The organism is Sphingobacterium anhuiense (genome assembly GCF_042686355.1).
Taxonomy (GTDB): Bacteria; Bacteroidota; Bacteroidia; order Sphingobacteriales; family Sphingobacteriaceae; genus Sphingobacterium; species Sphingobacterium anhuiense.
The window spans coordinates 1-15,684 of record NZ_JBHUPE010000013.1 but is presented as its reverse complement, the minus strand read 5'-3'; the positions used below and the strand labels follow the sequence as shown (position 1 = coordinate 15,684).

14 protein-coding genes are annotated in these 15,684 nt (G+C 35.4%); 10 read left to right on the top strand and 4 right to left on the bottom strand.

Going from position 1 to position 15,684, the window contains the following annotated elements:
• The first annotated feature begins 27 nt into the window (after positions 1-27).
• From hemB to ACFS6I_RS22140, 3 genes are all read left to right on the top strand, one after another.
• Positions 28-999 carry a porphobilinogen synthase gene (gene hemB / locus ACFS6I_RS22150; RefSeq protein WP_346596910.1) on the top strand — a complete coding sequence of 324 codons (972 nt, stop codon included), beginning with the start codon at positions 28-30 and terminating at the stop codon, positions 997-999.
• A 175-nt stretch (positions 1,000-1,174) separates the two neighbouring features.
• Positions 1,175-2,506, top strand: coding sequence for a glutamate-1-semialdehyde 2,1-aminomutase (gene hemL, locus ACFS6I_RS22145; RefSeq protein WP_380923835.1), 1,332 nt, complete (start codon positions 1,175-1,177; stop codon positions 2,504-2,506).
• Between the two features lie 60 nt (positions 2,507-2,566).
• Entirely contained in the window at positions 2,567-3,382 is an 816-nt protein-coding gene (locus ACFS6I_RS22140; RefSeq protein WP_380923833.1) for a hypothetical protein, read from the top strand.
• 69 nt (positions 3,383-3,451) lie between these two features.
• Here ACFS6I_RS22140 and argC read toward each other — a convergent pair whose 3' ends face one another.
• From argC to ACFS6I_RS22125, 3 genes are all read right to left on the bottom strand, one after another.
• Positions 3,452-4,468 (bottom strand): N-acetyl-gamma-glutamyl-phosphate reductase, encoded by a 1,017-nt coding sequence (gene argC, locus ACFS6I_RS22135; protein WP_380923831.1) that lies wholly within the window; start codon positions 4,466-4,468, stop codon positions 3,452-3,454.
• Positions 4,469-4,658: 190 nt separating this feature from the next.
• Positions 4,659-5,843 carry an argininosuccinate synthase gene (argG, locus tag ACFS6I_RS22130; RefSeq protein WP_132771508.1) on the bottom strand — a complete coding sequence of 395 codons (1,185 nt, stop codon included), beginning with the start codon at positions 5,841-5,843 and terminating at the stop codon, positions 4,659-4,661.
• A gap of 60 nt (positions 5,844-5,903) precedes the next feature.
• Positions 5,904-6,620 (bottom strand): GNAT family N-acetyltransferase, encoded by a 717-nt coding sequence (locus ACFS6I_RS22125; RefSeq protein WP_021191927.1) that lies wholly within the window; start codon positions 6,618-6,620, stop codon positions 5,904-5,906.
• A 663-nt stretch (positions 6,621-7,283) separates the two neighbouring features.
• On the opposite strand from ACFS6I_RS22125, the gene ACFS6I_RS22120 reads away from it, so the two are divergent.
• Complete coding sequence (locus ACFS6I_RS22120; protein WP_243655453.1) at positions 7,284-7,475, top strand: hypothetical protein; 192 nt, start codon at positions 7,284-7,286, stop codon at positions 7,473-7,475.
• Between the two features lie 36 nt (positions 7,476-7,511).
• Here the strand turns inward: ACFS6I_RS22120 and ACFS6I_RS22115 are convergent, their stop codons facing one another.
• Positions 7,512-9,644, bottom strand: a complete 2,133-nt coding sequence (locus tag ACFS6I_RS22115; RefSeq protein WP_380923828.1) for a S9 family peptidase — start codon at positions 9,642-9,644, stop codon at positions 7,512-7,514.
• Between the two features lie 164 nt (positions 9,645-9,808).
• Between ACFS6I_RS22115 and ACFS6I_RS22110 the strand changes: the two genes are divergently transcribed.
• The 6 genes from ACFS6I_RS22110 (at position 9,809) to ACFS6I_RS22085 (ending at position 15,560) form a co-directional block, all read left to right on the top strand.
• Complete coding sequence (locus ACFS6I_RS22110) at positions 9,809-11,440, top strand: S8 family serine peptidase (protein WP_380923827.1); 1,632 nt, start codon at positions 9,809-9,811, stop codon at positions 11,438-11,440.
• A 72-nt stretch (positions 11,441-11,512) separates the two neighbouring features.
• Positions 11,513-11,695, top strand: a complete 183-nt coding sequence (locus ACFS6I_RS22105) for a hypothetical protein (protein WP_132771512.1) — start codon at positions 11,513-11,515, stop codon at positions 11,693-11,695.
• 53 nt (positions 11,696-11,748) lie between these two features.
• Complete coding sequence (nth, locus tag ACFS6I_RS22100; protein ID WP_168127872.1) at positions 11,749-12,417, top strand: endonuclease III; 669 nt, start codon at positions 11,749-11,751, stop codon at positions 12,415-12,417.
• 82 nt (positions 12,418-12,499) lie between these two features.
• Positions 12,500-13,519: a recombinase RecA gene (gene recA, locus ACFS6I_RS22095; RefSeq protein WP_021191922.1), complete on the top strand. Its 1,020-nt coding sequence runs from the start codon at positions 12,500-12,502 to the stop codon at positions 13,517-13,519.
• Positions 13,520-13,595: 76 nt separating this feature from the next.
• Complete coding sequence (locus ACFS6I_RS22090) at positions 13,596-14,369, top strand: endonuclease/exonuclease/phosphatase family protein (protein ID WP_380923824.1); 774 nt, start codon at positions 13,596-13,598, stop codon at positions 14,367-14,369.
• 6 nt (positions 14,370-14,375) lie between these two features.
• Complete coding sequence (locus tag ACFS6I_RS22085) at positions 14,376-15,560, top strand: metallophosphoesterase family protein (RefSeq protein ID WP_380923822.1); 1,185 nt, start codon at positions 14,376-14,378, stop codon at positions 15,558-15,560.
• Positions 15,561-15,684 lie beyond the last annotated feature (124 nt).

The window sequence follows — 15,684 nt, the reverse complement described above, 5'->3', positions numbered from 1 at the left end:
CTTCCAATCTTTTTTAATACATATAACATGTTACAACGTCCGAGAAGAAATCGTAAATCTGCTGTGATTCGCGACATGATTCAAGAAAACCGCTTAAGTACCGCTAATTTGATCTTTCCACTCTTTATTGTAGAAGGTCAAAATCAAAAAACTGAAATTTCATCTATGCCAGGTATCTTTCGTTATTCGATTGACAACTTATTGCGTGAAATTGAAAGCTGTTTAAAACTTGGATTAAATTCATTTGATTTATTTCCTGCTGTCGAAGAATCTTTGAAAGATAAATTCGCAACTGAAAGTTACAGAAAAGGTACGCTATATCTTCAAGCAATCGAAGAGGTCAAGAAAAATTTCCCTGAAGCTTGTGTCATTACTGATGTTGCTATGGACCCTTATAGTTCGGATGGACATGATGGTATTGTAGAGAATGGAGAAATCCTAAATGATGAGACTTTAGTTGTTCTGGGTAAAATGGCTTTAGCACATGCGCATGCTGGTGCGGATATTATTGCTCCTTCGGATATGATGGATGGCCGTATTGGTTTTATCCGTAATATTCTAGATGAAAATGGTTTCACCAATGTGTCATTGATGTCCTACACGGCAAAATATGCTTCTTCATTCTATGGTCCTTTTCGTGATGCTTTAGGTTCTGCACCTAAAAAAGGTGACAAAAAGAGTTATCAAATGAGTTATGCTAACAGCAGAGAAGCATTAATCGAAGCGCAATTAGATCTGGAAGAAGGTGCTGATTTTTTAATGGTAAAACCGGGTCTACCTTATTTGGACATCATTAAATCATTACATGATAATTTTGATTTGCCTATTGCTGCGTACAATGTCTCCGGCGAATATGCTATGATCAAAGCTGCTATTGGTAATGGTTGGTTACAAGAATCCGCTATATTGGAAACTCTAATGAGTTTCCGTCGTGCAGGTGCTACTGCAATCTTAACATACCATGCTAAAGAAGCTATAGAAAAAGGTTGGATTAAATAAACAACTTATTAAATAACAGATGAAGCCTAAGGATTATCCTTGGGCTTCATCTGTTATAGCTAAGTCCTCTTCGTGATAGCACCTAGATGGTGTTTTATATTATGCTATTCCTTACACTGAAATGAGAGATTTTAGTAAATAATTGGATACTTTTGTCCAGTAAATTATTATCAATATGACACAACAAAATAGCGCTCGCACGAAAACTGCTGATATTTCTAGGGAGAAGTCGGCACAACTTTTTGAAAAAGCGAAACAATATTTTCCTGGTGGCGTAAATTCACCTGTACGTGCCTTTAAATCTGTTTATGGCACCCCTTTATTTATTGAAAGAGGAGATAAAGCTCATATCTGGGATGCGGATGAAAATGAGTTTATCGATTTTTGTTGTTCTTGGGGTCCACTTATTTTAGGTCATAACAACGATCAGATTCGTGAGGCAGTAACGGCACAATTAAGCAAAGGCTTAAGTTTTGGAGCACCTACTGCTCTCGAAAATGAGCTGGCTGAATTGATTATTTCTAACAATCGATTTATTGAAAAAATCCGTTTTGTAAGCTCAGGAACTGAAGCTGTCATGTCGGCTATCCGCTTGGCTAGAGGGTACACGAAACGTGATAAGATTGTTAAGTTTGAGGGTTGCTATCATGGACATTCGGATTCTCTTTTGGTAAAGGCGGGATCTGGATTGGTTACTTTTGGTGAAACTTCTTCTGCTGGTGTTCCTAAAGCATTTGCTGATGAAACCATTGTCATTGCATTAAATGATAAAGAGGCGTTAACTGCGGTTTTCGATCAATTTAAAGATCAGATTGCTGCTGTTATTATTGAAGGGGTTCCTGCCAATAATGGTCTTTTACTCCAAACCAAAGAATACATTCATTATTTAAGAGAGATAACAACACAAAATGGAGCCTTACTTATCTTTGATGAGGTGATCACTGGTTTCCGCTTAGGTTTTGAAGGTGCTGCGGCTTATTATGATGTGCAACCTGATATCATTACCTATGGAAAAATTATCGGAGGTGGTATGCCTGTTGGAGCTTACGGTGCATCTAAAGAATTGATGAGTTGTATTTCTCCTGATGGTTCTGTTTACCAAGCAGGAACATTATCAGGTAATCCAGTTGCAATGGCTGCCGGAATCGCCACATGTAAAGTCTTAACACAGCCCGATTTCTATAAAAACCTGAATGCAAAAACGGAGTTATTCGTTTCTGAAATACGAAACTATATTGAAGAAAAGAATTATGAAGTAAAAATCTTTACGATTGCTTCGATCTTCTGGTTTGCTTTTACAGATCAAGAGGCGATTTTGAAAGCGAGCGAAATTGATCCAAATTCGATGGAATTATATAAATTGATGCATCGTGAATTGCTGAATCGTGGTATATACTTTGGCCCTTCTGGTTATGAGGTTGGCTTTATCTCGCATGCACATACAAATGAAGATTTAATTACTGCTAAACAACATATTTTCGCGGCATTGGATTTAGTTTTCGGGTAATCGTGAACTTTTTCATAAATAATCTGTTTATATTTATTGAATGATCAATCAATAATAATTATGAAAAAAAATATCTTAAAGTCTGTTGCTGCTCTTTTGGCTATCACGGGAACATTAGCTTCTTGTCAAAATACTGCAACTAAAACAACAACGGGACAGGATTCTATTGTTTCTACTGATACAGTTACTGAAATAACGGTAACACCAGTCTCGGACTCGAAAGCATTTCCTGGTGCTGACTTGAAAATTGCCTCCATTACATCTGAAAAGGTTGGGGCGGATTCGGCAAAAGTAACTGTAAAGTATGCTGTTAGTAATTTTAAACTTACTGAACAAACTGCTCATGAGCATCATATGGCAAATTCTCATGATGGTCAACACATTCACTTTATACTAGACAATAAACCTTATGCAGCTCTATATAAACCAGAAAACACGGTAACTTTAGCGCTGAATTCGGAGCATTATCTGATGTCATTCTTATCTCGCTCCTACCATGAATCTATTAAGACAAATGAGGCCTCGAAATTGGTTAAATTTAAGATTGACAAGGATGGAAAAGTAGTTCAAGACGCTGCAGTTACAGCTCCATCATTATTCTATAGCCGTCCAAAAGGTGAATATAAGGGTGAAGATACGAAAGTATTATTGTTAGACTTTTTCTTGGTTAACACAACTTTAGCCGCAGACGGGAATAAAGTATTAGCGGATGTGAATGGGAAACAGTTCACATTGGATAAATGGGGCCCATATGAAATCAAGGGCTTACCTTTAGGGGATGTGAAAGTAAAATTGACATTAGTGGATAAAGATGGTAATGCCATCACTGGTGACAATGTTTCTGTAGAAAGAGATATCAAATTATTAGCGCAATAAAAGCTAATAGCATTATAAAAAAGGCTTCAAGAATAATCTTGAAGCCTTTTTTATAATGCTATGTTATGGTTAAAACCCTACACTCTTCAAATTTAACCCTGCTCTTTCATCTAGACCAAACATTAAATTCATATTTTGTACGGCTTGTCCTGATGCACCTTTCAACAAATTATCTGTTGCATTCAAGATTAATAATTTGTTACCGTGTTTTTCTAGATGAATAATACTTTTATTTGTATTGACAACTTGTTTTAAATCAATATTTTTAAGACTCACATGGGTAAAGGGATGTCCTTCATAATAAGCTTCGTAAAGTTCATAAGCCTGTTCTTCAGATAAATCTGAATCGACGTATATAACTGAAAATATCCCTCTTGCAAAATCACCTCGTTGTGGAACAAAATTGATTCTCTCGGCAGCTCTTTCTAGTAAGGATTGATCTGACTGAGGAAGGAATCCATCCTGCAATTGTGCTAAAGATTCCGATATTTCCTGCAAGTGCTGGTGTTCAAAAGATTTATAAGCTGATAGATTATTATTGCGCCACGAGAAGTGTGTAGTCGCGCCTGGTTTCTGTCCTGCTCCTGTAGATCCTGTCGTTGCATTCACGTGAATCTGGTTAGGCAATAAACCTTTATCTGCCAATGGCAAAAGAGCCAATTGAATATTTGTTGCAAAGCAACCCGGGTTTGCAATATAGTGAGCTGTTTTAATTTTATCTCTATTCAGTTCAGGTAAACCATATACAAAATTCTTACCGTTGTACGCCGTATTCGCTTTCAAACGGTAATCTTGTGATAGATCAATTATCTTCACTGAAGGATCAATTGGATGATTTTCATCCAAAAACTTACGAGCATCTCCGTGACCTACACATAAGAATAATACATCTATATCTGAATGAAAATCTGAAGAGAATGTTAATTCCGTATCACCAAATAGATCATTGTGTACTTCATAGATTTTATTACCTGCATTGGAGGCACTATTGGCAAATACAATTTCAACTTCCGGATGATAAATCAACACGCGTAATAATTCTCCTCCAGTGTACCCTGCTGATCCTACTATTCCTACTTTTATCATTTTTTAGTATTTAGATTTAATTGTACTACTAGGCGATGGATGGACTACTAATTTAAGATATCCAGTGACACATCTATCGGTCCAATGTATGTAAAAAATGGATCCCTATCTCAAATGGTGAGCATGGGATCCATTGTATTTTAACAAAGAAATAAGTGTCGAATTCGAATTAAACGAATTACAATAATGCTTACTTTCCGTTAACTTTATGCCAAATAATGGTTTGATTGCCAAATATTTTAGAGAATCCTTTTACATCGTCACCTGTATATCCAGCGTTCATTTCACCGTATGTTCCAAATTTATTAGACATTAAATCATATTCCGATTCGATACCAATAACGACAAAGCGGTAAGGGTGTAACTCGATAATCACTTTTCCTGTTACAGTTTCCTGAGTAGATTGTAAAAATGCCTCAATATCACGCATTACAGGGTCGTGCATTTGTCCTTCGTGCATATAATTGCCATAAAACCCTGCAATCTGATCCTTCCAAGATAATTGCCATTTAGTCAAAGTATGTTTTTCTAAAGCATGGTGTGCTTTTATCAAAATAACGGATGCAGCTGCCTCAAATCCTACACGGCCTTTAATACCAATAATTGTATCTCCTACGTGGATATCACGACCGATACCATAAGGTTGTGCCAATGCTTGTAATTCTTGAATTACACGTACCGCATCTAATGCTTTTCCATTCAATGCTGTTGGTTCACCTTTGACAAAATCAATCGTAATCTGTTGAGGTTCTGTAGAAGTTACTGGTGTTGGCCAAGCTGATTCTGGTAAATACTGATTGGATGTTAATGTCTCTGCTCCTCCTACTGAAGTCCCCCAAAGACCTTTATTAATCGAGTATTTAGCTTTCTCAGCTGAATATTCAACACCGTGTTTATTTAAATATTCTATTTCATCCTCGCGTGATAATTGCAAATCACGGATTGGCGTAATAATTTCCACTCCTGGAATTAAGGTATGAAAAATCATATCAAAACGTACCTGATCATTGCCCGCACCTGTAGATCCATGCGCTACACATTCTGCTCCAATTTTCTTAGCATAATTGGCAATAGCAGTCGCTTGACAAACTCGCTCAGCGGATACTGATAATGGATAAGTTGCATTTTTCAATACATTACCAAAAATCAAATATTTAATAGTTTCGCGGTAATAGTCTTCTGTTTCATCAATAGCTGTATGCGACTTTACGCCTAAAGCATAAGCTCGCTCTTCAATCTGCTTTAATTCCTCATCGGAAAAACCTCCAGTGTTAACTACTACTGAGTGAACTTCTAAACCTAAATCTTGTGTTAGATAAATACAACAAAATGATGTATCTAACCCACCACTGAATGCTAAAACTACTTTTTTCATCTTTTTGGATTAATTCATTGATAAACCTCGGAATGAGACTTAAACAAAAATATAAAAAACTTAAAACTCCTTAACTACTTTTTTACTCTTATGGAAATTAGCTGCAACAAACTTCTTTGCTGATTTCCATAATTTTGCTTCTATACGTTTCAACAACGATTGTTTCTGCGTAATACGCTCTAATCTTTCTTTTGCTTCTGCTTTTCGCTGAATTTTTTCTTTCAATTCGCGTTCCTTATCAACAGGGTCCCAAAGCATAGCTGTACACATACAGTTCTTCCGATCCTTACTTAATAGGATATCGTAATTGACACAACTTTGGCATCCTTTCCAAAATTCTTCATCTTGTGTGAGCTCGGAATAGGTCACGGGTTCATAACCTAGTTCTGAATTAATTTTCATAACCGCCAAACCTGTCGTTAAACCAAAAATCTTTGCATGTGGATACTTTTCGCGAGATAAATCGAAGACTCTTTTTTTAATTGCTTTGGCTAAACCTACTTTACGAAATTCAGGATTGACAATTAAACCAGAATTGGCAACATAATCACCATGCCCCCAGGTTTCAATATAGACAAACCCAGCCCATCTTCCATCTTTGTGTAAAGCAATAACGGCTTTACCCTCAATCATTTTATTAGCAACATATTCTGGCTTGCGACGTGCAATACCAGTACCTCGAGCTTTTGCAGACTCGAACATTTCATTGCAAATCTGCTCAGCATATGCAACATGCTCAGGTTTTGCGGGAATAATTAAAAATTCTGAAATAGTCATTGACTTACGACCCAAATAATAAAACTAACAACCGAAATTGCGTTTTGTTATGAAAAAACAATTAATAAAATCGTGGAGCGCCATCATCGGACCTGATGATATTACTGAAAAGAAAGATCACTACCTCATATCAAGCCCGAGGTAGTATGGGTCGTCGAAAGCGAAGAACTGGAATCTGCCTAAAAACAAAAGAACAATACCTCTTACCTACAAACTTTTTAAAAGCATGTAGCAAAGAGAATTTTAATGTACAGTTATTCTTCATTTCTAGTTATCGTCTTCTTAAAGGACGTTGCAAATGTATAAAATAATTTTTTTCTTTTCTGCAATAATAGTACGCATTTTTTATAAAATGACAAAAAACAACAAAAACTTAAAAACACTTCACTTACAAGCTATAAATCAAACACTTAAATCATTTTATTGCAATGAATAACTGATGAATAAAAAAACCAATCTGGTAACAAATGTCTAGAATCATTAATAACTTGCTATCAATACTAAAAAAAATAAAGAAATAGAAACTTTTAGTATTCTCATTAAAATTAGATAATTTTGTGCTTCATCGGTGATCTTATAAAGTTCACCATTAGTACACAACAGCATATGGACACTCCTAGTATCATTTTTTATTGCATTTTCGGTATCCCTTACTTTATTTTTATGTATTGGTTAGTTAAACAAGATAAACAAAAATATGCTTGGGGAATTGCACTCATCACAGTAATTGCTGTTCTCGCAATATATGTTTCGCAAAAGGCGAGCAAGGTTGCGATGGATAATTATCAACAACATCAAATTGATTCTAGACAAATTGAACATGATGAAAAAATCGATAGTTTAAATCATAAATAAAAGAAGCGCCTTACGAGCGCTTTTTTTATTTATGATTTACTTCTCTATTTGCTCTAAAGCAAATAGAAACGCATAGTTTAAAGCAATATCTTTGAGATAGTCAAATCGGCCGGATGCCCCACCATGACCGTACTCCATATCCGTTTTAAGCAGTAACACATGATTATCAGTTTTCATCTTTCTTAATTTCGCCACCCACTTCGCCGGCTCAAAATATTGAACCTGACTATCGTGCAATCCTGTTGTGACTAATATATTTGGATATTCCTTTCCTTCTATATTTTCATATGGGGAATAGCTCTTCATATAATAGTAAGCTTCCTTTTCATTAGGATTTCCCCATTCGTCATATTCATTGGTTGTTAATGGAATGCCTTCGTCCAACATCGTATTAACGACATCCACAAAAGGAACTTGTGCAATTATACCATTCCATAGATTTGGTTCCATATTAGCTATCGCTCCCATCAAAAGTCCACCTGCACTTCCTCCTTGTGCATAAAGGTGTCCCAAGCTTGTAAATTTCTGATCAATTAAATAATGACCACAAGAAATAAAATCTGTAAATGTATTGATCTTATTCATCATTTTACCTTCTTCATACCATTGTCTCCCCATCTCCTCACCTCCTCGGATATGTGCTATTGCATATACAAAACCGCGATCTAACAAACTCAATCGAGCACTATTAAATGTAGGATCTATCGCGTATCCATACGAACCATATGCATATAATAGCAAAGGTGCCGAACCTTCTTTCTTAATACCATTTTTATAGACAAGAGAAATGGGAATAGCAGTACCATCACTTGCTTTTGCAAAAATTCGTTCCGTGCTATATGCATGCGTATCATAGCCCCCAACAACCTCTTGTTGCTTCAATAAGATTTTTTTCCTAGTCACCATATCGTACTCATAAGTCGATAAAGGTGTTACAAGCGAGGTATAGCCGAAACGTAATTTTTGTGTATCGTATTCAACATTAGTACTGGGATAAACTGTATAAGCTACTTCTCCAAAATCAAGATAATACTGTTCTTCATTTTGTAAGTTGTGTATAGCTATTTGAGACAATCCATTTTTCCTTTCGGTAACGACCAAAAAGTCTTTGAATTCATCTACCTCACTTACTAATACATCTTCTCGATGTGGAATAAATGCTCTCCAATGTTCTCTACTAGTCATACCAAGCTGACACTGCATAACCTTGAAATTTTTTGCTTCGTCATTTGTTACAATGAGAAAGCGATCTTCCAAAGCTGTAACATGGTACAGCACATTTTTCATTCTTGGTTGAAACACCTGAAAATTTCCAGCTGGGTCATCAGATTTCAGATAAAAAACTTCTGATGAAAGCGTTCCTTCTGATTCAATAAATATGTATTCACCATTCTTTGATTTTCCGACACCGATGTAATTGGTATTATCAATTTCTTCATAAACAGTTACATCATCATCTAAAAGGGTTCCTAATGTATGTCTATTAATTTTTTCACTTAATAATGTAACTGGATTTTTTGCCGTATAGTAAAGCGTTTTATTATCCTTCGCCCAAGTAGAGTTTCCTGATGTTTTTGGTATTTCGTCTTTATAGATTTCACCCGTAAGTAGATTTTTAATGAAAATGGTATATTCTCTTCGTGATACGGTATCGACACCAAAAGACATTAAGTTGTTATCGGGGCTTACCGAAAACCCTGTAGCGGAGTAATACGCATAACCTGCTGCCATGGCATCAATATCGAGCAGAATCTCTTCGCTCGCATTAAGCTCATCCTTTTTTCTACAAAACTTAAAATACTGCTTTCCATCTTCTGTACGGGTATAGTAATAATATCCATTTTTAAGATAAGGAACAGATTCATCTTTTTCTCTAATCCGTGCTTTCATTTCCTGAAACAATTGCTCCTGCAATTTTTCCGTTGGCTTTAGCACAGCATTCGTATAATCATTTTCTTTTTTTAAATAATCAATTACCAATTCAGCGTCAGGCCCCTCCTTAAAGAAATCATTCATCCAATAATAATCATCGATCACTTGATCGTTGTGAATGTCTCTCTTATATGGTTTAATCACAGCTAAGGGAGCTTGGATACCTTTTGTATTTAATTGTTCTGAAGTATATTGCTCTGCTCGTGCTGTTCCTATTATAGCGCTTAAAATAATCATATTTCTAATTTTCGTAATGATCAAAAGACTGAATTAACCAAAGAATTCAGAATTATGTAAAGGTAAAAATACGGATGTATCAGTATTATTTAGTAAAAATTAACATTTTAAGCATTATACTAGCATTATATTTGCAGATCGTAACCACATCAAAATATCAAAAGATGAATTTAAAAAGATTACTGTATGTATTTGCTATTGGATTAACTCCCATTTTGGGCTACGCTCAGGAGAATAAAAGTCTACCTGAAAACTGGTTTAATCTGGATTATGAAAAAGATGGTGTACTGGGTATAAGTACAGAAAGAACTTACGAGAGTTTACTAAAAGGTAAAAAATCTACACCCATTATTGTAGCCGTTCTGGATGGTGGTGTTGATGTCAATCATGAGGATTTAAAAAACATAGTCTGGATTAATCCGAAAGACAGTATCTCGAATGGAGTTGATAACGACAAAAATGGGTTCATTAATGATAAATATGGCTGGAATTTCATTGGTAACGCAACTGGTGAAAACGTGCATTTTGATAATTTGGAATTAACAAGACTGATCCGTAAACATGCTCCAAAATATGATGGAGTAACGGCTTCGACCGTTATGACCGACCAAGAAAAACGTGCTTACAATGCTTATTTAAAAATGGTCGATGCCTATAATGAGAAATTGGATGAAGCAAAATATGGTGCACTAAATTATGTAGCATTGAAAGAGAACATAGATAATCTTGTCAAAAGCATCAATAAGGATAAGTCTGCGATAACAACAGCAGATCTAGATAGTCTCAATCCTCCGGGCAACCGTCAAAAGATTGCGATTAGAATTGCGAAAGAAGAAATTGAGAAAGCTGGCGGATTTGAAAAGTTTTATGATGATTTAACTGAAGGTGCAAATTACTTCGGAAATCAAGTCGCCTATCATCTTAATAAAGAATATGATTCACGTTCTATTGTTGGTGATAACTACGATGATGCACGTGAATATCATTACGGAAACTCGGATGTTACAGGTCCTGATGCACTTCACGGAACACACGTAGCCGGTATCATTGCAGCTGATCGTAAAAATAATATTGGCATTAAAGGGGTCGCTAACGATGTAAAAATACTTTCAGTTCGCCTAGTGCCAGATGGAGATGAGCGTGACAAAGATGTCGCAAATGGCATCCGCTATGCTGTTGATAATGGCGCTAAGGTTATTAATATGAGTTTTGGAAAAGGATACGCTTATAATAAAAATACGGTAGATGAGGCAGTGAAATATGCTATGTCAAAAGATGTTTTACTTGTTCATGCTGCAGGTAACGACAGTGAGGATAATGATATTTCACCTAATTATCCGAATAAATTTTATACAGATAGCTTAGGTGCTATAACAGGCGTTGCAGATGCATGGATTACTGTTGGTGCGACAGGGCCTCGGAAAGATGATGAGCTGCTGGCAAGTTTTTCAAACTATGGTAAAGCTTCGGTGGATGTATTTGCTCCAGGATTATATATCAATTCAACTGCTCCACACTCTGAATACAAAGAAGAACAGGGTACAAGTATGGCTGCACCTGTAGTTGCCGGTCTTGCTGGTATGTTACGCTCTTACTACCCGCAGCTATCAGCTCTTGAGACAAAAGAGATTATCATGAATTCTGTTACAAAGTTAGATGATTCGGTTCGAATTAAACTGGAAGATGGTTCTTATAAGACAGTCAAATTAGCTGATATTTCTATTTCAGGCGGTATAGTTAATGCTTACATGGCTGTGCAAAAAGCAAATGAATATCTCATTAAAAAGAAAAAATAAAATATTGATATAATATTTGCATCTTGTTTTACGTTTTACTAATAAATTTAACAGTAAAAACAAAGATTGCGTATGGTCGAAAACTTTACAACAGAAAATGAAGTTAAAAACATCGAAACAGAAGTAAAAATCTCTGATGAGGATGTGGAACAACAATTAAAACTTCAGCTACCAAAAATCATGATGAATCCAAGTGATTCCTGTATTGATAGAATTTTGAATTACTCAAAATCTGTAGTCAACAAAAAGGCTTAGTCGGGAGATTAAGCCTTTTCTATATTTTAAAAACTTAACTATCTTTGATAGATATGTTGAAAAAAGATAGATATAAAGCTTTTGTAGAATATTTTTCTAAAAATAGCCCAGATGCACAAACAGAATTAAATTATAGTAATCCTTATGAATTATTGGTCGCTGTAATATTGTCTGCACAATGCACAGATAAACGAATCAATCTGGTGACCCCTAAACTTTTCCAACAATTTCCAACTGTCGAAACTTTGGCGAATAGTAGTGCTGAGGAAATATTCACGTATATCCGTTCAGTGAGCTATCCGAATAATAAAGCGAAACATTTGGTTGGAATGGCCAAAATGCTGGTTGATGTATTTGATTCTACAGTTCCTGAAAAAATAGAAGATTTGATAAAACTACCCGGTGTCGGCAGGAAAACGGCAAATGTCATCTCTTCAGTGGTTTACAATCAACCTGCAATGGCTGTTGATACACATGTATTTCGCGTTAGTAACCGGCTTGGTCTCACGAGTAAAGCTACAACTCCACTTGCTGTGGAAAAACAACTGGTCAAATATCTGCCTGTTGAAACTATTGCTATTGCACATCATTGGCTTATATTACATGGTCGCTACATTTGCTTAGCCCGAAAACCTCAATGTGACAAATGTGCCATTACTTACATGTGTAAATATTTTGAAAAAACGCACCAAGTGAAAGAAATCAAAGAAAAAGTTAGTTAAAAACAGTAAACTAATTTTTTTAGTAAAAATATTTTGCAAATTAAAAACTATTCCTTACTTTTGACTTAACAATACTAAGAATATGAGCAACCCAGATAAATTAAAAGCATTACAGCTTACATTAGATAAATTAGAGAAATCATATGGCAAAGGCGCCATTATGAAATTAGGAGATACTACTGTTGATCCCATTGAATCAATCTCTACAGGTTCTTTAGGTCTTGATATCGCATTAGGTATCGGAGGCGTTCCTAAAGGTCGTATCATTGAGATTTACGGTCCTGAGTCTTCTGGTAAAACAACCCTTGCAACGCATATCATTGCTGAGGCTCAAAAATCAGGCGGTATAGCTGCTTTTATTGATGCTGAACATGCTTTTGACAAATACTACGCGCAGAAATTAGGTGTTGATGTTGAGAACTTATTAATTGCACAACCCGATAATGGCGAACAGGCTTTAGAAATTGCCGATAATCTGATCCGCTCTGGAGCTATTGATATTATTGTTATTGACTCCGTCGCTGCTTTAGTACCTAAAGCAGAAATTGAAGGTGAGATGGGGGATTCCAAAATGGGACTTCAAGCACGTTTAATGTCTCAAGCTTTACGTAAATTAACAGGTACAATTTCCAAAACAAACTGCTGTTGTATTTTCATCAACCAGCTCCGTGAAAAAATCGGTGTTATGTTTGGTAACCCTGAAACAACGACAGGTGGTAATGCATTAAAATTCTATGCATCTGTACGTCTTGATATCCGTCGTACTTCTCAGATCAAAGATTCTGATGAAGTATCTGGTAACCGCATAAAAGTAAAAATTGTTAAGAATAAAGTAGCTCCTCCATTCCGAATCGCCGAATTTGATATCATGTTCGGAGAGGGTATTTCAAAAGTTGGTGAAATCATCGACTTAGGTGTTGAATACAATATTATTAAGAAAGCTGGTTCATGGTTTAGCTATGGAGAGACAAAATTGGGACAAGGTCGTGATGCTGTAAAATCATTATTACTTGACAACCCGGATTTGGCGGATGAACTAGAAGCAAAAATCAGAGCTGAAGTTGCTGGCGTAGATCCAAATCTCGTTTTAGAAGAAGGTTAATTTTTTCGTTACATATAGATTTTTAATATAGCCATTCCAAAAGAATGGCTATATTTATTTACTAAAACCTATGCTAATGAAAAAGTATATTCTTTCTTATTTTATTCTTTCAATTTTATGTTGCAGCTCGCTTCTACTTTCGGCACAACAATTAAAGATATTAACATACAATATCCATCATGCTAACCCTCCTAGTGAAAATGCCGACGTTATCAATCTAGATACGATCGCATCCATTATCAAAAAAACAAATGCAGATCTAGTTGGTCTACAAGAAATTGATGTTAACTTAGATCGATCCCAAAATATTGATCAGGCAAAGAAATTAGCTCAACTCACAGGTATGCACTACTTCTTTTCTAAAGGAATTAATCTAGATGCGGGTGAGTATGGGACTGTGATCCTTTCGAAATACCCGATTGTTAAAAGTGAACGTTTCGAACTTCCATCACCAATTGAAAGTGAAAAGAGAAGTTTAGGCATAATCCATATAAATATAAAAGGAAAAGTAGTCAAGTTTGCTAATACGCACCTTGATTTGAAAAATGAAAATAGGCTTGCACAAACGGCTTTTATCATTGACAAATTTAAGAATGATAAAAACCTTGTTATTCTAGTTGGTGATCTAAATGCAACACCTGCAGAACAACCAATCCGTAATTTAGAGCAAATATTTACACGCAGTCAAATCAAAAATGGATTTACAATACCTGAAGTAAATCCTGATCGTGAAATTGATTTTATCATGATAAATAAAGGAAGTCAGTTTAAATTTAAAAATCATCACGTTTTATCTGAAACTTATGCAAGTGATCATAGACCTGTATATGTTGAAATTAATGCCCAATAATAGTTCATGAGTATCAATAGAAGAAAATTTATAGAGGCCTTAACCTTAGCGGGCATAACATTACCAAGCATCGGTTTGGCTGAGGAAAAAAAAGAACTTAGTGACAACGAAAAATTTGATTTTATCGTACCAGCATATTTGCAAAATCAAATCAATAAGAGTATAAGTATCTTTTCCATTTTAAGCAAACCTGCATTTGCATGGTTGGAGATCTTGGACGACAACAATCAGGTAATTGACAAGATATATCAAAGCGAAGATGGTATGTTAGAGGCTAATACTGACTTATTTAAATTTACTATACAGGAAGCGCCTAGAGTCTTTAAATATAGAATAGTAGCTAAAGAAGTTCTTAAATTTGAAGCTTATAAGATTGTTTACGGAGAGGAAATTAAAACCAACATTTTTTCTACCAAATTAGCTGAAAAAGATCAGGACGAAATTAGATGTTTGATATATAATGATGTACACGAAGCGAAAGATACGTATAAGGATCTAGTTCCAAGTCATAATATAGAAGCATATGATTTTTCTATTCTAAATGGCGATTCTTTTCATTATGTTACAAACCAAAAAGATATAACAGAAAAACTGCTTCAACCCTTTTCATTTTTTGAAACCAGCAGGCCTTTTATCATGAATCGCGGTAATCACGAAACAAGGGGTTCATTTTCTCGTCTTTTCAAAAAATTATTTGGCTATCCTGAAAATAAATTCTATCAATCCTTCAAATTGGGCCCTATTTATTGGATTCTATTAGACAGTGGGGAGGATAAACCAGATACACATGAGGTGTATGGAGGAACTGTAGATTATGACAATTACCGTAAAGAACAGGCTATTTGGTTAGAGAAAGTTTTGCAATCGAAAGAAAGAAAGGCCTCTCAGCATACCGTTGTTGTCAGCCACATTCCTATTTTTCACTCTGATGACTGGCACGGAACATTACATAACCGCTCAAGCTTTCATCCATTATTTCAGAAGTATAAAATTGATGCGATGATTACAGGACATACACACAAATATGGGTATTATCCGCCTGATAAAGATCATAATTATACGATCTTCATCGGTGGCGGTCCAAAGGTTGGAGAACGTACAATAATAGATGTGAACGGTGATAAGAAATCGTTAGATATAAAAATGATCAAAGATAATGGAGATGTATTAGGTCATCTTAAAAAGGCATAATTATTACTAATTATTGCACGTAAAAAAGGCGCTTACATAGTAAACGCCTTTTTTATAAAATTTGTCCCGTCCTGAAATAAGTTGACATCTAACTCAGCTTATTATGAAAAAAGAACTAAAGAAC